Origin of the sequence: Methylobacterium sp. WL19 (genome assembly GCF_008040005.1) — a bacterium.
Lineage (GTDB): Bacteria > Pseudomonadota > Alphaproteobacteria > Rhizobiales > Beijerinckiaceae > Methylobacterium > Methylobacterium bullatum.
On sequence record NZ_VRVC01000046.1, the window covers coordinates 15,613 to 34,239 of the forward strand.

The window sequence follows — 18,627 nt, forward strand, 5'->3', positions numbered from 1 at the left end:
ACACGCCGCTCGGCCTCGGCACCCGGATCGCTCGCGTACATCGCGGAGGTTCAAATGTTGCGAATTAAAATACACATCGAAGCCCAAGCTAGTACTTAATATTGTGCTATTTTACTGGAATTTTAATCAATATTCTGCAGAATGCGGCTCTTCGCCACTGTTTATTCCGAGTTCCTTGAAAGTATAGGCGAGATGCTTGCCGGAGCGTCACTAATGAACTCACGACTCCAGCCGCTCCAGGCGCCGTTGGTCGAGAACCGCCTCCTGCGGGCGCTTCCCATCGAAGTCTTCAGCCAGATGCTGCCGCAGCTCGAAGAGGTGGTGCTGACCGTCGGCGAGCGGATCGTCATGGCCAACGAGCCCATCCCGCACGCGTATTTCATCGAGAGCGGACTGGCCTCCGTGACCATGGCGATCGCCGAACGCGGCACTGTCGAGATCGCTGTCGTCGGGCGCGACGGAATGGTCAGCACCGCCCTCGTGCTCGGCATCGAGCACACGCCCCTCACCGTGGAGGTCCGCGTGGCGGGCCGTGCCCTCCGCATGGGCGCGGGCGCCCTGCGCCAGGCGATGGCCCAGAGCAGTGCCCTACGCGACATCCTCCTGCGCTACGTCCAGGTCGTCATCCTCTGGACCAGCCAGATGGCCCTGGCCAACCGGCACCATTCGGTGGAGGAGCGCCTGGCGCTCTGCCTCCTCCTGGCCAGCGACAGGCTCGACGAGGGCCGCGTAGTCATGACCCACGAGATGCTGGCGCTGATGCTCGGCATGCATCGCCCGCGCGTCACCGTCGCCCTGCACGAATTGGAGCGCACGCGGATGATCGTGATGCGGCGCGGGCAGATCACGATCCGTGACCGGCTCAAGCTCGTCGAACTGGCCGGCGACAGCTATGGCCTCGCCGAGGCCGAGTACGAGCGGCTGATCGGCCCCTTCATCTGAGACCGGACGGAGGTGAGGGAAACTCATCACCCTTCGACCGTGCGATGGCGGGTGTCCGCCGAACGCGCCGAGGACGCATGAGTCGGACCCGATTGAAATCGAACGTTCGCGTAAGCGCGGACCCTGGACGACGCTATTCATAAAGCCGTCGAAACCATGAATTTCGAACAACCTCACAATCCATTGGCCAGCCGGAGAATCCCTGCTTAGGTGAAGCGAGGCCGCGTCCCATCGGTGCGCCCATCGACAAGGTGAGAGAGCGGTGCGCAGGCGCGGAGAGCGGGGGCAACACTCGGCGGTGGCGGCCATGATGGTCTTCGCCCTCGCCATCGCGCTTCCCCTCGTGGTGCTCGCCGTCGTCACCACCGACTGGTACGTGGCCGCCGAGCGAGCCCGTCTGCAGACCATGGGACAGCTCACCGGAGACCATCTCCGCGAGCGCCTCGACCGTGATCTCTCCGAGATGAGCGCGATGGCCAGGACCCTGGCGACCTCGCCCTCCATCGATGCCGAGGACTGGGCGCGGTTCGATGCCCAGGGGCGGGCACTCGTGGACACCACCGAATTCACGGTGTCCCTCGTCCATGTCGATGGCCGCCAGATCGTCAACACGCGCGTGCCCGTCGGCACGGCCATGCCGTCCTCCCCCCGTCCCGAGCTCGCCGCGTCCCTGATCGCGACCCGGCGCCCGGTCATCTCTCCGGTGATCAAGAGCGTGGTCACCGGGGCCGATATCGTCCTGATCTGCGCGCCTGTCCTGCGCGGCGGCGCCCCGGAGATGTTCGTCTCCATCGCCGTGCGCACGGATCACTTCGCCCGCCTGATTGCACAGGCCGAGATCGACGACCCGTTCTCCGCCGTCTTCGTCGATGGCGCGAAGCGCATCGTCGCACAAACCGACGATGCGCCCGACTCGTCCGGCCTCTCCACGAAGGAGCCCTCCTCGTCTCCGCCCAGGCTCCAGCGTCTGGAGGATTGGGAGAAGGCGGAGGCCAGCGTCATGGAATTCCACCATCGCTCCGGCGTCTCCGACTGGACGGTGGTCACCGGCCTCGACCGGAATGCCTTCGAGGCCTCGCTCTATCGTTCGCTCGCGGTCCTGGCCTTCCTCGCCGTGACGCTGCTGGGCAGCGGCGGGATCGTCGCCTGGATCTATGCCCGGCAGGTAGCCAGGGCGGTGCGGAACCTGAAGCGGGCCGCCGGGGCGGTCGGGCGCGGCGACCCCGTCCACCTTCCCGCCAGCGAGATCCGCGAGGTGGAGCAGATCGGCCGGGCGCTCGTGACGGCGTCCCATGTTTCGGCCGAGCACCACGCCGCCATCGCTGAGGTCAATGCCAACCTGGAGGTCCGGGTGGCCGAGCGCGGCCGCGAACTCGCGGCGAGCCAGGCGCATTACAAACTCCTCGCCGAGACCATGACCGACGTGGTGATCCTGCGCCATGCCGACTGGCGCATCGCCTATGTCTCGCCTTCCGGCGCGGCGCTGTTCGGCACGGAAGGGTCGGATTTCGATCCGCGCACGCGCATCCACCCCGACGATCTCGCCGCCTTCTCCGCCGCGGATGCCCGCCTCGCCCCCGACCGGCCGAGCATCGTGTCCCTGTTCCGGATGCGCCATGCGGATGGCCGCTGCATCTGGATCGAGGCGGTCAACGACCTCCTGACCTCCGCCGCGCCTGGGGCGCCCAACGTGATATCGACCCTGCGGGACGTGACGAAGCGGCAGGATCAGGCCGACGAATTGCGCATGGCCCGCGACGCCGCCGAACTGGCCCAGGCCAAGGCCGAGAATGCGAGCCGGGCGAAATCGGAGTTCATGAACCTCATGAGCCACGAGATCCGGACGCCGCTGACGACGATCAAGGGCTTCACCGACCTCCTCGCGCACACGACCGGGCTCTCGCCCGATCAGGTCCGCTATCTCGCCCTGGTGGGGGCGGCCACCGACACGCTTCTCGGCACGGTGGACGACGTCCTCGATTATGCCCGGGCCGGGGAAGGCAACCTGCGCCTCGACAGCATCCCAATCGACCTGCCCGCCCTGGTGAGCGGGACGGCCGATCTCGTGAGGCCCATGGCCGAGGCGAGGGGGGTCGCCATCGACTTGGCCGTTCCCGGCGACGGCTCCCGCCATGTCCTGGGCGACGAGCGCCGCCTGAGGCAGATCCTCCTCAACCTGCTCAACGACGCCATCGGCACGTTGCGCCGGGGCACCGTCACCCTCGCGCTGCAGGGGCCGCGCGGCGCCGAGTCCGCCGAGCGCTGGCGCGTCTTCGTCACCGCCCATGCCGGCGAAGACCCGGAGCAGTCCGCAGCCCGCACCGTGGCCCTCGACGGCAGCGGCCTCGGCTTCATCATCGCCCAGCGCCTCGTCGGACTCATGGGGGGCGGGCGCATCGACCGGAGCACGCCGCTGGGCGAGACGGCGGCCTACCGGTTCTCTCTCTCCCTGGCGCCGGCGCCGGTGCTGATACGCGCGGCGCCGGCTCCGAGCCCGGACGCGCCCGGGGCCGGCCGCATCCTCGTGGTGGAGGACAACCCGATCAACCGGGAGGTCGTCCAGGCGATGCTGAAGCGCCTGGGTTACGGCGTCGACATGGTCACCGACGGAGAGGCGGCCATCCTGGCGGTGCAGGCCAGCGCCTACGACCTCGTCCTCATGGACGTGTCGATGCCCGGAATGGACGGGACCACGGCCATCCGGCGCATCCGCTCCCTCCAGCACCCGGCGCGCCGGGTGCCGATCGTGGCCATGAGCGCCAGCATGATGCCGGACCGGGTCCGGGCCCTCACGGAGGCCGGCGCCAACGGTCAACTTGGCAAGCCGTTCGATCTCCCGACCCTGTCGCGGGTGGTCGGCGACCAGATCTCCTCCATCGTCCTGCGGGAGAGCGACGCGGACGCGCCGATGCCGGAACGGCCGCCGATCTTCGACCGGAGCGCCTTCGACGCCCTGATCGCCCAGATGGGCGAGGAGGCGGCCCGCGAGGACGTGCGTGCCTTCGTCAGGCTCGTCGACCGTTTCGGACCCGACACGGACGGGGCGAGCGCGGAAACCCTCGCCGCCCGGGCTGACAGGACGGGATTCCGCGACCTCGCCAAGGCCTGCCGGACCTTCGCCGCGCTGCCCGCCGGTGCCGCGCGGGACGAGGCCCGCGGGCGCTGCCTCATCGCCCGCGACCTGATGAACCGCATGGTCCACGAGATCACGGGGCCGACCATGCCCGAAATCCGCCAGACGGTGGCCCTGCTCTGAGACCCGTCGCACCCGGAACCGAGGGGCGCGACCACGTGCGGACGCGGCTCCGCTTGGCGTGCCGGTGCCGCACTGCTATCTCCCGACACGCGTCCACACACCGAAAAGCCGTGCGCCGGGCCCGTCCTTACGCCGACGGACCGCGACCGCGCCGGAGACAGACCCCTCGATGACCACCGTCCCCATCGACAACATCCGTAATTTCTCCATCGTCGCGCATATCGACCATGGCAAGTCGACGCTGGCCGACCGGCTGATCCAGACCACCGGCACGGTGGCGCTCCGCGACATGAGCGAGCAGATGCTCGACTCGATGGACATCGAGAAGGAGCGCGGGATCACCATCAAGGCCCAGACCGTGCGCCTCGAATACCGCGCAGAGGACGGCAAGGACTACATCCTCAACCTGATGGACACCCCCGGCCACGTGGACTTCGCCTACGAGGTGTCGCGCTCGCTCGCGGCCTGCGAGGGATCGCTCCTCGTGGTCGACGCCTCCCAGGGCGTGGAGGCGCAGACGCTCGCCAACGTCTACCAGGCGCTCGACGCCAACCACGAGATCGTCCCCGTCCTCAACAAGATCGACCTGCCGGCCGCCGAGCCCGAGCGCATCCGCGCCCAGATCGAGGAGGTGATCGGCATCGACGCTTCCGAGGCGGTGGCGATCTCGGCGAAAAGCGGACTCAACATCGAGGCGGTGCTGGAGGCCATCGTCAAGCGCCTGCCGCCGCCCAAGGGCGACCGCGACGCGCCCCTCAAGGCCCTGCTGGTGGACAGCTGGTACGACGTCTATCTCGGCGTCGTCGTGCTGGTGCGCATCGTCGACGGCGTGCTCAAGAAGGGCATGAACATCCGCATGATGCGGGCCGACGCCGTGCACGGGGTCGACAAGATCGGCGTGTTCCGGCCGAAGATGGCCGATATCGGCGAGCTCGGCCCCGGCGAGGTCGGCTTCTTCACCGGCTCGATCAAGGAGGTCGCCGATACCCGCGTGGGCGACACGCTCACGGAGGACAAGCGCCCCTGCAAGGAGATGCTGCCGGGTTTCAAGGACGTGCAGTCGGTGGTGTTCTGCGGGCTCTTCCCCGTGGATGCCGCCGAGTTCGAGACCCTGCGCAGCGCCATGAGCAAGCTCCGGCTCAACGATGCGAGCTTCTCCTACGAGATGGAGACCTCGGCGGCGCTGGGCTTCGGTTTCCGTTGCGGCTTCCTCGGCCTGCTCCACCTCGAGATCATCCAGGAGCGCCTGGAGCGCGAGTTCAACCTCGACCTGATCTCCACCGCTCCTTCCGTGGTCTACCGCCTGCAGATGACGGACGGGACGTTGAAGGAGTTGCACAACCCGGCCGACATGCCGGACGTGATGAAGATCACCGCCATCGAGGAGCCGTGGATCCGCGCCACCATCCTCACCCCCGACGAGTATCTCGGCGGCGTCCTGAAGCTCTGCCAGGACCGGCGCGGGACGCAGGTCGACCTCAACTACGTCGGCAAGCGCGCCATGGTGGTCTACGACCTGCCGCTCAACGAGGTGGTGTTCGACTTCTACGACCGCCTGAAATCGATCTCGAAGGGCTACGCCTCGTTCGACTACCACATCTCGGACTACCGGGAGGGCGACCTCGTGAAGATGTCGATCCTCGTCAATGCCGAGCCGGTGGATGCCCTCTCCATGCTGGTCCACCGCAGCCGCGCCGAGCATCGCGGCCGGGCCATGTGCGAGAAGCTGAAGGACCTGATCCCCCGCCACCTGTTCCAGATCCCGGTCCAGGCGGCGTTGGGGGGCAAGATCATCGCCCGCGAGACCATCAAGGCCCTCTCCAAGGACGTGACCGCCAAGTGCTACGGCGGCGACATCTCTCGTAAGCGCAAACTCCTCGACAAGCAGAAGGAGGGCAAGAAGAAGATGCGCCAGTTTGGCCGTGTGGAGATCCCTCAGGAGGCGTTCATCGCCGCGCTGAAGATGGACGATTGAGCCGGAGCCGGAGCCGGAGCGGAAGACACTGCCTCCACCTCCGGTTGTGCCGCGGCATGTTTAGCCCTGCATTAAGGCTTGTGGCTTAGACTTCTCGACGTGCCCTGTCCCGGCCGGAGAGGCGGGCAACATGGTCTGAACCAGGCACCTCCGGGTGACCTGGGAGGAGATGCCGATGGTCCTGCCGCGCCGATTCGCTCGCAGGTTCCGCTCGGCGCGCACGTGGATCCTCTTCGGGATTCTGGCGCCTGTCGGTATGCTCGTGGTGTCGGCCATCATGCTGCTCGACCTGCGCAAGGACGCCTGGGACAAGGCGGAGCAGACCTCGCAGAACCTGCTCCAGATCATCGAACGCGACATCGCCCGCAATATCGAAATCATCGATCTGTCGCTGCAGGGCGTCACCGAGAACCTGAAACTTCCCGCTCTCGCCGATCTGTCGCCGGAGCTGCGCCAGCTGATCCTGTTCGATCGGGCGATCTCGGCACAGGACATGGGCGTGATCCTCGTCCTCGACGAGCGGGGCGACAGCATTCTCGACGGCCATGCCATCCCGGCGCGCCACACCAACAATGTCGACCGCGACTACTTCAAGGCCCACAAGGCCCGGGGCGGCGGTGGCTTGCTGATCAGCCAGCCGCTGATGTCGCGTCTGACGGGCGCACGCGTCATGGTGCTGAGCCGACGCGTCGACAAGCCGGACGGGTCGTTCGGCGGGGTGGTCCTGGGCACCCTGAAGCTGTCGTACTTCACGCGGTTGTTCGACCGCCTGGGCCTCGGGCGCGACGGCGCGATCAACCTGTACCTGCACGATGGGACGCGCGTCATGCGCTACCCGAACCGGGACTCCGATTTCGGGACGAGCCTCGCCGGAACGGCCAATTTCGAGCGGTTCGTCCGCGAGGGCAGCGGTAGCTTCGTCGGGACCTCCAGCCTTGACGGGGTGGACCGGCACTATGCCTTCACGCAGGTCGGGACCTTGCCCTTGATCCTCAACGTCGCCCTGGCGGTGAACGAGATCGAGGCCGAATGGCGCGCGAAGGCCATCGTCATCACCGCCATCGTGGTGGCGCTCTGCGGCCTGACCGTCTGCCTCTCGCTGCTGTTCGGACGAGAGTTGGAGCGGCGCGGCGCGATGCAAGTCGAACTCGCCCGGCAGTCGCTCACCGATGCGTTGACCGGCCTGCCGAACCGCCGCCGGTTCGAGGAGGCCCTGACCGCCCTGCGGGGCAATGCCGGCCATGCGGCCCGCCACTTCGCGCTGCTGGTCATCGATGCCGATCACTTCAAGCGTTTCAACGACCGCCATGGGCATGCGGTGGGCGACGAGGTGCTGCGCGGCCTCGCCCGCTGCCTGTTGGAAAGCATTCACCGTCCCGTCGATCTCGTCTGCCGGGTGGGCGGCGAGGAATTCGCGATCCTGCTGCAGGATGGCGACGAGGACGAAGCCCTGCGCATCGCCGAACGGGTCCATGCCAGGGTGGCGCTCCTCGCGGTGGAGGCGGCCGGGATCGAACCCGGATCGGTGACCGTGAGCATCGGCGTCGCGACCATGGGCGCGCCCGCGACCGATCCCCTGGCGCCATCGGACCTGTTCAGTCTCGCGGACGCCGCCCTCTACGAGGCCAAGGCCAACGGCCGCAATCAGACCCGGTTCGTCGAGCGCCGTCGCGGCGTGGTGGATCGGCGCCAGGCGAGCTTTCGTCTCGCGGGCGCCTGAGCGCGCGCATCACCGCCCCTCGCCGATGCCGGAGCCGCTGCGACCACGATTCCGGGACGGGCCTTCAACGGGCCGAGACGGCCAGTTGCCGCGCCGCTTCGCCGAGGTCGCGACCCTGGTCGCGCAGGTGGCCGGAGGTCGCCCCGAGGGCCTGTGACGAGGCCAGCGCTTCCTCGGTCGTGGCGCGCAGGGCGTCGAGGTGGCGGGTCGCCTCGAAGATCGTGCCGCGCACCCGCGACACGCCTTCGGCGATGCCGCCCGCAGCCTCTTGGTGGGAGGCGCTGACGCGGGAAATGTCGGCCGCGCTGACGCGGACGGATGTCACCTCGTCACGCACCGAGGCGAGGGACGCGGTCGATTGGGCGGCGACCTCCCTGAGGCGAGCGATCTGCTGCGAGATCTCGGCTGTGGCGGTGCTGACCCGGTTCGAGAGGTCCTTCACCTCCGCGGCCACCACCGAGAAGCCACGTCCGGCGGTGCCCGCGCGGGCCGCCTCGATCGTGGCGTTGAGGGCCAGGAGGTTGGTCTGGGCGGCGATGATGCCGATGAGGTCGCTGATCTGCCCGATGCCGGCGATGCGCTCCTGGAGTTCGGAGAAGACGTCCACCGCCTGGCCCAGGATGCCGCTCGTCCGGTCGGCGATGATCTCGACCTGTCCGGCATGGGCGCTCGCCTCGCGCGAGAGCGCGACGAGGCCCTGCGCGGCATCCGACACGCCGTCGATGTCGCGGGAGGCGGCGAGGTTGGCCCGGTCCGCCTGGGCGCGGCTTTCGTCCACGGTCTCGGCCACGGTGAGGACCGTGCGGGCGCCCGCCTCCACCTGCATGGTCGTGTCCGCGAGCCCGGAGGCGATCCCGTCGAGGGCTGCCATGAGCGAGCGGACGCGCTCGCGCTGGGCATGGTCGGTGACCGTGATGGCGAGGCGGTCGGCCACGTAGGCCATCAGTTCGAGCAGGGCTTCGCTCAACTCCGCCTTCTCGCGGGAGAAGAATTCCAGCACGATTTCCACCCGGTCACCGATGCGGACCGGGAACATGAAGCAGCCGCGTACGCCGTTTTCCCGCGCCGCCGTCGCGCGGACGAAGCCGGGCACAACCGTCACGTCCTCGCAGGAGATCGCGCGTCCCTCCGCGCAGACGCGCCCCACCAGCCCTTGGCCGGGGGCGAAGACCGCTCGCTCCGAATTGGCGACGAAAGCGTCCGTCCGCCCCGGCACGTCGGAGGGGGCGAGGTACCACGCCCTCATCGACACCATTGCATCCACGTCCACGCCGTCCTGGTCCATGCGTCGGTAGGCATGGGCGATCGGCCATTCGGTGAAGCGGCCGACGATGGCGAGGCAATCGACGATAGCGGTCTCCGGCGTCGGCGCGCTGCTGCAGGCGCGCGAAATCGCGTTCAGGAAGGCGAGCACCGCGCCCAAGTTGTGCGACAGCATCCCGGACGCAGGTGGGTTCTCTTCCCGCCGCCCACCGGTCCTTCCGAGCCATCCGTCGACGATCGCCCTGATCATGAAACCCTCACGCGAGCCTTGCGAGCCTGTCGGTCCGGACTACCGGAAGCCGTGCCCCTTCGGCAGCCTCTTTGCGGCTGGAACTTAGCTTCGCATTCCTTGATCAAGCCTTCGGTTCATCACACGCGACTGGGTCATTTGGTATCAATCCTGCGCAAATTCTCATCAAAGATCAGGTACGACCCTCCCCGGTGCCGGGAGTTCATGGCGGTTCCGGTCCGTGCGGAGTTCGGAACGTACCCGCGCCGGCCTTTCCCCAGGGCCACCTCGCCATCCTCGATCGCCTCTCCGCGCTCGTGCGCCTCGGCCCCAGTTCCTTTGCCCTTTGCCCTTCGCCCCTCGGCAAGGGCGGCCTCCCACAGGCGTCATACACTCGACCCTTGATGAACAACCTGAGGTATACTAACTCGCTTCTCTCTCCTGAGGAGGCGTGGATGTCGATCGACGGTGATTCCCTGAGCGCGATCGTCGCGGAACTCTCGATCCGTCCGGGACATGAGAAGGTCAGGGCTTCTGCTCTACCGCCTGCTGACCGAGGCGCTGGGCGCCAAGAGCGAGCAGATTTTCTTCGAGAGAAAGATACCTGAGGTTAGAGGTCGTCTCGACGCCCTGCTCGGCAGGACGATCATCGAGATCAAGTCCGACCTGCGCCGGGAGGCCAGGGACGCCGAGGCTCAGCTCACCCGCTACCTGCCCGAACGCGAGGGCGCCACCGGCCAGCGTTACGTGGGGCTCGCCACCGACGGCGCCACCTTCACCGCCTACGAGATGCGGGACGGCGTCCTGGTGCAGCTCACCGAGCACGAGGTGAGGCTGGCGGATGCCCGTGGCCTCACTGCCTGGCTCGAAGGCGTCATCGCGGTCCTCGACTGGCTGCCGGCGGACGCGGCCGGGATCACGAACGAACTCGGCCGCCAGAGCGCCGCCTTCGCGCGGACCCTCGGCCTCCTCGCCAAGGCCTGGGAGGCGCTGGCGGCGGACCCGGAGGCGGTGCTGAAGCGGCAGCTCTGGTCGCGTCATCTCGGCTTCGTCTACGGCAAGGCCATCGACGACGACACGCTCTGGCTCCAGCACACCTATCTGGTCATCCTCGCCAAGGCGATCGCCGCCGGAACCATGGGCGCCACCGGGCGCTCGCCCGAGGATCTGCTGTCGGGGCGCGCCTTCCACGAGGCGGGGGTCCACGGCGCGGTGGAAACGGATTTCTTCGGCTGGGTGATCCAGGCGCCGGGCGGGGAGGCGATCGTCGCCAGCCTGGCCGCGCATGCCGCCCGGTTCGACCTCGGCAGCGTCGATGTCGACTTTCTGAAAGTGCTCTACGAATCCCTCATCGATCCGGCGCAACGGCACGATATCGGTGAATATTACACGCCCGATTGGCTCGCCCGGAAGGTGGTGCGGCGCGCCCTCGACCGGCCGGCCGAGCAGACCTGCCTCGATCCCGCCTGCGGCTCGGGCAGCTTCCTGTTCCACGCCGTGCGCCTCAAGCGCGAGGCCCTGATCGCGGCGGGCGTGCCCCTCACCGAGATCGCGTCGCGCTGCTGCGCTTCCGTCACGGGGCTGGACGTCCATCCGGTGGCCGTGATCTTCGCCCGCGTCACCTACCTTTTGGCGCTCGGCGACGCCCTGCCGGGGCGAGGCGGCGACATCTCCCTGCCGGTCTATCTCGGCGATGCGCTGCAATGGAACGTGAAGCGCGACGCGTTCGAGAGCGACCTCGTGGTCGAGGTGCCGCGCGACCCCCGCGAGGGCCGCAAAGGCGCGCCGACCCTGCGCTTCCCCCTCGGCCTCTGCGCCGATCCGCCCCTGTTCGACCGCGTCGTCACCGCCATGCACGATGCCAGCGAGGCCGTCCGCACGGCGGACGCCTTCGCGCGCGGGCTCGCTGGGCTCGGCGTCGCGGCGGAGCAGCACGCGACGCTCGTCACCACCTTCACGATCTACGACCGCCTGCGCCGGGCCGGGCGCGACCATGTCTGGGGCTTCTTCGCCCGCAACCTCAGCCGCCCGGTGGCGCTCTCGGACGGCGCCAGGGTCGACGTCGTCATCGGCAACCCGCCCTGGCTGTCCTACCGCTACATGGCGCCCGCCCTGCAGGCCCTGTTCCGGGATACCGCGCGCCGGCTCGGCATCTGGGTCGGCCCCGACGAGGCGCGGCTGGTGACGCAGACCGATCTGTCGGGCCTGTTCTTCGCACGCGCCGCAGAGCTCTATGTCCGGCCGCCGGAGGGCGACCGGCCGGGCGGCCGGGTCGCCATGGTGCTGCCGCTCGCCGCCCTGAGGCGGGGCCAGTTCCGAGCCTTCCGCACCGGGGACTGGACCGAGGTCCGTGTCGCGTTCTCTGACGCCTGGGTTCTCGACAATCAGGCCGTCTCGCCCCTGTTCAGGGTGCCCACCTGCGTCCTGTTCGCCGATGTCACGGCGGGGGAGGCCCGGCCGACGCCGACGCGGGTCACGGCTTTCGCCGGGCGGCTCCCCTTCAAGGACGTGCCCGAGGAGGTGGCGGATCGCTGCCTGCGGCTGGATCGGGCCGATGCACCGGTGCCTGCGAACTTCGAGGCCGGGTCGCCCTATCGCCCGCTCTTCCATCAAGGGGCGACCCTCGTTCCGCGCATGCTGTGTCTGGTGGATCGCGTTCAGTCAGGCCGTCTTGGCGGCAACGCCGCAGCACCCCTCTTGAGAAGCAGGCGATCCCCGCAAGAGAAAGCTCCTTGGCGAGACCTGCCCGCCCAACAGGGGGCTGTCGAAAGCGGTTACGTCCGGCCGGTCTATCTCGGCGAATCCATCGCGTCGTTTCGCGTTCTGAACGCATTCGAGGGCATCGTGCCTGTGGCGTCCGATGGGAGTGTTCTCGATGCGAAACAGGCGAGCGATCGTGGCGTGAGCCGTCTCGGAGCCTGGATGCGACAAGCCGAGGCAAGCTGGGCGCAACACAGCGCCGGACGCATCACACTCAAGCAACGATGGAATTTTCAACGCGGATTGTCCTCGCAGTTTCCGCTGCCGCCCATTCGCGTGGTCTTCGCCAAGGCCGGATTATGGCCCGCGGCCTGTATCGTCAGGGATCGCCGGGGAATCATCGACCACAAACTCTACTGGGCGGACGTCTCTTCCGAGGACGAAGCCCGTTTCCTTATCGCCATCCTCAACAGCGAGGCGGTTCGCATCCGCATCGCCCATTTGCAGAGCCGGGGCGAGCAGGGCGCGCGGGATTTCGACAAGCTGATGTTCACGCTTCCGATCCCCCGCTTCGACCCGCGCGAGGCGGTCCATGCCGGGCTGGCGGCGGAAGGCGCGGTGGCGGAGGAGGTGGCGGCCGCCGTCGCGCTGCCCATGGAGGTCTCGTTCCAAAAGGCGAGGGCCCTGGTGCGGGACGCCTTGCGGGAGGAGGGCGTGTCGGCCCGCATCGATGCCCTGGTGGAGACGCTCCTCGGGCCCGATCCGCGCCTCGCCTTGCCGGACGACGAAGCCGTTCCTGCCCGCGACGAGGAAGAGACCGTCGACGCCTGATACCAAGGCTCGGCGAAGCTCGGTTCGAAGTCGCTACTCGGCCTTGTCGCCGGTTTCCGGGGCGGTCCTATCGGCGGCCGGTTCGGCGGTCGCCACGGCCGTGCGTTCCAGCATCGGCTGGAGGCGGATGGCGAGTTCGCCGCCGAGATGACGGGTATAGGCGGCCTTGAAGTAGCGCTGGCCGGTGCCGTTGCCGAAGAGTTGGTCATGGGTGCGGATCATCGCATCCACCTCGGGGCGGCAGAGGAAGCCGATGATCCCCGCCGCCTCGTACCAGCGGCCCGCCCGGGCATGGCGCATGGCGGCCGGGTTGGCCATCACCGTCTCGGCGAAGCACTCCGTGGCGGCGCGCTCCAGTGGCGCCATGGCCGCATGGGCGTGTCCGGGTGTGCGGGGCGCCGCGCTTGCGGCACCCGCCGTCGCGACAAGGGTCAAGAGAGCGCCAAGCAGCCGAGCTTTCATCGCGCACATACCTCGAGGTCGATCGAAATCGATTCGCCCCAAGTATTCATCGAAGACTTGGACAGGAACAGGGCACGACGCGCCCCGAAACCTGCGATGCGCGATTTCGTGAGCCGACTGTGCCCGGCCGATCACAGAAGCCGGATCAGCCCCGCTTCTCGGCGTTCCAGCGGCCGGAACAGCGGATCATGCCGTTGCTCGACCAGGTGCCGCTGCCGTAGCCGCCGCGATCGAGTTGGCCGACCACGGTGGCACCATCGGAACCGCGCATGATCGTCGCGCGCACGGAGCCGTTGCCGGAGACGCGCCCCCGGATGTCGAAATCCCCGCCGGGATAGCTCGCCTCGCCCTTGGCGATCCGGACGCCGTAGCGATAGGCGCGGTCGCAGGGGCCGTCCTGGGTGATGACCTCGATGCTCCAGGCGCCGTCGTAGCGGTTGGGCACCGAGACCTTCCGCGTGGCCGCTTCGGTGGTTCCGAGGGACGTCGTCAGGAGGGCGAGAGAGCCGGCGGCAAGGAGGAAGCGTCGCATCGTAGCCTGTTCTGCAAGGGCGTGATCGGGGCTGGGAACGCCCCGGATCGCGTATCGGTTGCGGTTCACGCTCGTGTGGCTTCGCCCAAGGCGGCCTGAAGCAGCGTGAGGAGATCACCTCCCGCGTGCAGATAGGCATCGACCCCTGCGGCTTTGAGCCCCTCCGCGAGATCGCCGGGCTTGCCCGCGAGATAGACCGTCCTGGCCCCAGCCGCCTTCAGGGCTTCGGCCGCCGCGACGGCATGGGTCGCGTAGAGGGCGTCCGATGAGCAGAGGCAGGCGATGCGCGCGCCGGATGCGGCGAAAGCCCTGGCCAGTGCGTCGCTCTCCGAAAAACCCTCTTCGTTCACCGCCTCGATGCCGCCGGCCGCGAAGGCGTTGGCGGCGAAGGTCGAGCGGGCGTTGAAGACGGCGACCGTCCCGAGATTGGCCAGGAACACCAGGGGGCGCCGCCCGGTCTTGGCGAGATGGGCGTCGGACGCGTCGCGCAGGGCCTCGTAGGGCTCGGCGAGGCGGAAGGAGGGCAGGGCCTCGCAGGTGGTCGTCCCGGCCCCACCGAGGGCGAAGGCGGGCGCCACGACATCGGAGGGCGGCAGGTCGAGGACCGTCACCGGCTTCTCGGCGAGAAAGGGGAACTCGCTCGCCCCGGTGAGGGGCTCGCGCCGCGTGGCGACGTTCTTCGCGCGGGTGGCGCGGGTTTCGCCGATCCGGGCCTGGATCGCGCCGGCCTGCAGGCTGGCGACGATTCCGCCTTCCCGCTCGATGGCCTGGAAGGCGGCCCAGGCCGTGGTGGTGAGTTCCTCGGTGAGCGCCTCGAACCCGCCGGCCCCTGCCGCCGGGTCGGCGACGCGGGCGAGGTTGGATTCCTCGATCAGGACGATCTGGCTGTTGCGGGCGACGCGCCGGGCGAAGGCGTCGGCGAGGCCCAGCGAGGCGGTGTAGGGGATGACGGTGACGGAATCGGCGCCGCCGAGACCCGCCGAACAGGCGGCCATGCCGGTGCGCAGGATGTTCACGAACGGGTCGTTCCGGTTCATCATCCGCCACGCGGTCTCGGCATGCAGGCGCAGGGGCTTCGGGTCGAGCCCGCAGGCGGCTTCCACCCGCGCCCAGAGGCGGCGCATGGCGCGGAACTTGGCGATGGTCAGGAACTCGTCGGCATCGGCCACGAGGAGGATGGCGACGGCGTCGCGGGCGCGGGCGAGGTCGTGCCCGCCGGCCTCCAGCATGCGCAGATAGGCGACGGCCGTGGCGAGGGTGGCGGCGAGTTCGGCCGCCTCGCTGGCGCCGGCCTCGTGATAGGGGCGCCCGTCGGCGAGCATCGCGCGGCCCGTGAAGCCGGCCCCGTCGAACTCCGACAGGAGCGCCGAGACCGCCGCGCCGATCTCAGGGATCGTCGCGTCGAGGCGGCCGGTGGCGGCGAGCGTCCCGATCGGGTCGAGGCCGAGATCGAGGTCGAGACTGCCGAGATCCTCGTTCCGGTGCGCCGCCAAAGCCTTGACCAGACGGGCCGCCTCCAGCCCGCGCCCGCCGGCATCGAGCCGCGTCGCGATGAGGGAGAGCATCACGCCCGACAGGGCGGTGTCGAGGGCCGGGACGTCATCGACGGCGAGGCCGAAGCCGCGCGCCGAGACCGCGCCCGCGAAGACAAGGTTCAGCGCATCGGCGCCGCCTTCGAGATCGGCCATGGCGAGATCGTGGGCGGCCTGCGCGTCCGGGTGGTCCACCCGCTGGGCGATGCGCCAGGGGCCGGGCGCGCGCATGGGCTGCGCCACCGGGGCGGCGGGCTCGTAGAGCGGTTCGATCCGGATGCCGTCCGCCGTCTTCGAGACCAGGCGCTTCTCGAAATCGCCGCCCTTGAGCACGCCCTCGACCAGGCCGAGCCACCGCTCGCGGGTGGGCATGGGGAACAGGTCGGCGAGGGGGCGATTGTCCATCGTCAGGGCCTTGGCGCACGCTTCCGCCGGCCGCGCGTGGCCGGACGCTGTCGGCGACAGCCCTCGCACGGCGAGGCTTGCCGGGCAACACGCCGGACTCATCAAAGAAATCAGCGCGGACTCAAAGAAAAACGAAGGCCGCCGCCGCGTCGCGAGCCCCGGCGTGCGAGGCGGGTCCGGGGCCGCGAGGCGGGTTCGTCAGCCGAACAGGATCAACCCCGCGAAGCCGAGCGAGCCGACGATGATGCGCCACCACGCGAACAGCCGGAAGCCGTGGGAGGACACGTAGTCGAGCACGGTGCGGACCACGACGAAGGCCGAGAGGAAGGCCACGACGAAGCCGATGGCGATCAGGCCAAAATCGTCCTGCGAGAGGTTCTTGTAATTGTCGAGGAGGTCTTTGGCGAAGGCCCCGGCCATGGTGGGGATCGCGAGGTAGAACGAGAACTCGGTGGCCGAGCGCTTGTCCGCTCCCATCAGCATCGCGCCGACGATGGTGGCGCCGGAGCGCGAAACGCCGGGGATCATCGCGATGCACTGGAACAGGCCGATCCTGAAATCCATCGGCAGGGTGAAGTCGAAGACGTCGCGCTTCTTCACCTCGAGGTCGGTTTCGTCGAGGACGAGGAGGACGAGGCCGCCGGCCACCAGGGTGGCGCAGACGATCCACGGGTTGAATAGGTAGAACTTGATGTATTTCGAGAACAGGCCGCCGATGATCGCCGCCGGCAGGAAGGCGAGGAGGATGCCCAGGACGAAGCGTCTCGCGTTCGGATCGCTCGGAAACGCCACGGCGATTCCCAGGAGGCGGCGGAAATAGACGGCCAGGATCGCCAGGATCGCGCCGAGCTGGATCAGCACCTCGAACGTGTTGTTGGGCGATTGAAAGCCGATGAAGTGGCCGACCAGGAGCTGGTGGCCGGTGGAGGAGACCGGAATGAACTCGGTGGCGCCTTCGACGACGGCGAGCACGACCGCCTTCACGATGCTCATGGCATCCATCATGTCTCGCCTCGGTTGTTGTGGGGTGGGAGCGCGGGTCGCCGCACGGTGTCGGCGATCAGAGTTGACGAGCGGTTACCGGAACATGTCCAGCGTGTTAATGAGGCGGCAATGATCGGGCAATAAGTCTCGACCGGCGACCCTCACCCACCGGCGGTCCCGATACGGCGCGTCCCGCGGTTCCATCCCCTTCGAAACGGCCTCTATGGCGACGCTTCACCACTCCCCCTTCTGTCCGCATTCGCGCTTCATCCGTCTCGTGCTCAGCGAGATGGGCATGGAGCCCGCACTCGTGGAAGAGCGGGTCTGGGACCGGCGCGAGGCCTTCCTCCTCATCAATCCGGCCGGGACGACGCCGGTCCTGGTGGAGGAGACCGGGCTCGCCGTGCCGGGGGCCGGCATCATCGCCGAGTATCTGGACGAGACCCGCGGCCTCGGCCTGTCCGGGCGCCGGTTGCTGCCGGAGGCCACCGCCGATCGCGTGGAGGTCCGCCGCCTGCTCGACTGGTTCCTGGTGAAGTTCGATGCGGAGGTGACCGGCTATCTCGTCACCGAGAAGATCTCGAAGCGCTTCATGACCAGCGCCAATGGCGGCGGTCCGCCGGACATGCATGCCATTCGTGCGGCGCGCACCAATGTGCGCTACCATATGAAGTACATCGGCTACCTGATGTCCCGCCGGAAATGGATCGCCGGCGACCATCTGACCTATGCGGATCTCGCGGCCGCGGCTCACCTCTCCTGCGTGGATTATCTCGGCGACGTGCCATGGGACGAGGACGAGACGGCGAGGGACTGGTACGCGCGGCTGAAATCGCGCCCCTCCTTCCGGACGCTGCTGGCGGACCGGGTTCCGGGCATGGCCCCGGCGGATCATTACGCGGATCTCGATTTCTGAACTCCCCTTCGGGCCAGTTCCGGGCAGAGGGCAAGCAGGCGGCCGGCCGCCGGGAGCAGCGCAAAATTCTCTCCGGCGATGCGCTGAGGCAGGCGCTCGAGGCCCGCGCCCGGCATCTCGGCTTCGACGCGGTGCGGGTGACCACCCCCGATGCGGCGCCGGCCCTGCGCGAGCGGCTGCCCGCTTGGCTCGCCGCCGGGCATCACGGCGGGATGGAGTGGATGGTGGAGCGCGCGGACCAGCGCGCCGATCCGTCGATCCTGTGGCCGGGCGTTCGCAGCATCGTGATGCTGGGCATGAACTACGGCCCCGAGGTCGATCCGCTCTCGCTGCTGGCCCTGAAGGATCGCGGCGCCATCGCGGCCTATGCCCAGCGCCGCGACTATCACGATGTGGTGAAGGGCAAGCTGAAGGAGCTCGGCGGCTACCTCTCCGCCAAGGGCGACGTGCGGGTGAAGGTCTTCGTCGATACCGCGCCGGTGATGGAGAAGCCGCTCGCCGCCGCGTCGGGCCTCGGCTGGCAGGGCAAGCACACGGTCCTCGTCTCGCGCGAGCACGGCAACTGGCTCCTGCTCGGGGCGATCTACACATCCGCCGATCTCGTGCCGGATCTGCCCGAGGCCGACCGTTGCGGCTCCTGCCGGCGCTGCCTCGACATCTGCCCGACCGCCGCGTTTCCCGCCCCCTACCAGCTCGATGCGCGGCGCTGCATCTCCTACCTCACCATCGAGCACGAAGGGCCGATCGCCCCCGAATTCCGCGAGGCCATCGGCAACCGCGTCTTCGGCTGCGACGATTGCCTTGCGGTCTGCCCCTGGAACAAGTTCGCCGTCGCCGCCTCGGAGGCGCGCCTCGGCGCGCGGGCCGACCTCGCCGCGCC

The 18,627-nt window shown here is 68.6% G+C and carries 12 protein-coding genes; 7 read left to right on the forward strand and 5 right to left on the reverse strand.

The genetic code is table 11. The features are described 5' to 3' along the window. Nucleotides 1–213: 213 nt before the first annotated feature. From FV220_RS11280 to FV220_RS11295, 4 genes are all read left to right on the forward strand, one after another. Nucleotides 214–942, forward strand: a complete 729-nt coding sequence (locus FV220_RS11280; protein ID WP_018046139.1) for a Crp/Fnr family transcriptional regulator — start codon at nucleotides 214–216, stop codon at nucleotides 940–942. A gap of 262 nt (nucleotides 943–1,204) precedes the next feature. Beyond that, entirely contained in the window at nucleotides 1,205–4,198 is a 2,994-nt protein-coding gene (locus tag FV220_RS11285) for a response regulator (RefSeq protein ID WP_246689436.1), read from the forward strand. Nucleotides 4,199–4,367: 169 nt separating this feature from the next. After that, nucleotides 4,368–6,173 carry a translation elongation factor 4 gene (lepA, locus tag FV220_RS11290; protein ID WP_056160725.1) on the forward strand — a complete coding sequence of 602 codons (1,806 nt, stop codon included), beginning with the start codon at nucleotides 4,368–4,370 and terminating at the stop codon, nucleotides 6,171–6,173. 175 nt (nucleotides 6,174–6,348) lie between these two features. Then, a complete protein-coding gene (locus FV220_RS11295; protein ID WP_147831411.1) occupies nucleotides 6,349–7,893 on the forward strand; it encodes a sensor domain-containing diguanylate cyclase in 1,545 nt (514 codons plus the stop codon). 64 nt (nucleotides 7,894–7,957) lie between these two features. Here the strand turns inward: FV220_RS11295 and FV220_RS11300 are convergent, their stop codons facing one another. Then, complete coding sequence (locus tag FV220_RS11300; RefSeq protein ID WP_187273392.1) at nucleotides 7,958–9,331, reverse strand: methyl-accepting chemotaxis protein; 1,374 nt, start codon at nucleotides 9,329–9,331, stop codon at nucleotides 7,958–7,960. Between the two features lie 570 nt (nucleotides 9,332–9,901). Here FV220_RS11300 and FV220_RS11305 point away from each other — a divergent pair. Beyond that, nucleotides 9,902–12,916 carry an N-6 DNA methylase gene (locus FV220_RS11305; protein ID WP_246689437.1) on the forward strand — a complete coding sequence of 1,005 codons (3,015 nt, stop codon included), beginning with the start codon at nucleotides 9,902–9,904 and terminating at the stop codon, nucleotides 12,914–12,916. 33 nt (nucleotides 12,917–12,949) lie between these two features. Here the strand turns inward: FV220_RS11305 and FV220_RS11310 are convergent, their stop codons facing one another. From FV220_RS11310 to FV220_RS11325, 4 genes are all read right to left on the reverse strand, one after another. Beyond that, nucleotides 12,950–13,378, reverse strand: coding sequence for a hypothetical protein (locus FV220_RS11310; RefSeq protein WP_056147181.1), 429 nt, complete (start codon nucleotides 13,376–13,378; stop codon nucleotides 12,950–12,952). Between the two features lie 145 nt (nucleotides 13,379–13,523). Further along, a complete protein-coding gene (locus FV220_RS11315) occupies nucleotides 13,524–13,910 on the reverse strand; it encodes a hypothetical protein (protein ID WP_056146951.1) in 387 nt (128 codons plus the stop codon). Between the two features lie 65 nt (nucleotides 13,911–13,975). Next, the gene (locus tag FV220_RS11320) at nucleotides 13,976–15,847 is read right to left on the reverse strand and encodes a methylmalonyl-CoA mutase subunit beta (protein ID WP_147831415.1); all 1,872 of its coding nucleotides are present in this window, start codon (nucleotides 15,845–15,847) and stop codon (nucleotides 13,976–13,978) included. Nucleotides 15,848–16,045: 198 nt separating this feature from the next. Continuing rightward, nucleotides 16,046–16,849: an undecaprenyl-diphosphate phosphatase gene (locus FV220_RS11325; protein WP_056147178.1), complete on the reverse strand. Its 804-nt coding sequence runs from the start codon at nucleotides 16,847–16,849 to the stop codon at nucleotides 16,046–16,048. 205 nt (nucleotides 16,850–17,054) lie between these two features. Between FV220_RS11325 and FV220_RS11330 the strand changes: the two genes are divergently transcribed. Both FV220_RS11330 and queG read left to right on the forward strand, forming a co-directional pair. Next, nucleotides 17,055–17,747 (forward strand): glutathione S-transferase family protein, encoded by a 693-nt coding sequence (locus tag FV220_RS11330; protein ID WP_018041671.1) that lies wholly within the window; start codon nucleotides 17,055–17,057, stop codon nucleotides 17,745–17,747. Nucleotides 17,748–17,884: 137 nt separating this feature from the next. Further along, nucleotides 17,885–18,627 (forward strand): tRNA epoxyqueuosine(34) reductase QueG (gene queG / locus FV220_RS11335; RefSeq protein ID WP_348642084.1); only part of this gene is annotated, 743 nt, incomplete at its 3' end.

Bases quoted from the DNA above. Each gene is read 5' to 3' on its own strand.
- FV220_RS11325 (WP_056147178.1), bottom strand. From the start codon at position 16,849: ATGGATGCCATGAGCATCGTGAAGGCGGTCGTGCTCGCCGTCGTCGAA.
- FV220_RS11330 (WP_018041671.1), top strand. From the start codon at position 17,055: ATGGCGACGCTTCACCACTCCCCCTTCTGTCCGCATTCGCGCTTCATC.
- FV220_RS11280 (WP_018046139.1), top strand. From the start codon at position 214: ATGAACTCACGACTCCAGCCGCTCCAGGCGCCGTTGGTCGAGAACCGC.
- lepA (WP_056160725.1), top strand. From the start codon at position 4,368: ATGACCACCGTCCCCATCGACAACATCCGTAATTTCTCCATCGTCGCG.
- FV220_RS11315 (WP_056146951.1), bottom strand. From the start codon at position 13,910: ATGCGACGCTTCCTCCTTGCCGCCGGCTCTCTCGCCCTCCTGACGACG.
- FV220_RS11305 (WP_246689437.1), top strand. From the start codon at position 9,902: ATGAGAAGGTCAGGGCTTCTGCTCTACCGCCTGCTGACCGAGGCGCTG.
- FV220_RS11295 (WP_147831411.1), top strand. From the start codon at position 6,349: ATGGTCCTGCCGCGCCGATTCGCTCGCAGGTTCCGCTCGGCGCGCACG.
- FV220_RS11300 (WP_187273392.1), bottom strand. From the start codon at position 9,331: ATGCTGTCGCACAACTTGGGCGCGGTGCTCGCCTTCCTGAACGCGATT.
- FV220_RS11310 (WP_056147181.1), bottom strand. From the start codon at position 13,378: ATGAAAGCTCGGCTGCTTGGCGCTCTCTTGACCCTTGTCGCGACGGCG.
- FV220_RS11320 (WP_147831415.1), bottom strand. From the start codon at position 15,847: ATGGACAATCGCCCCCTCGCCGACCTGTTCCCCATGCCCACCCGCGAG.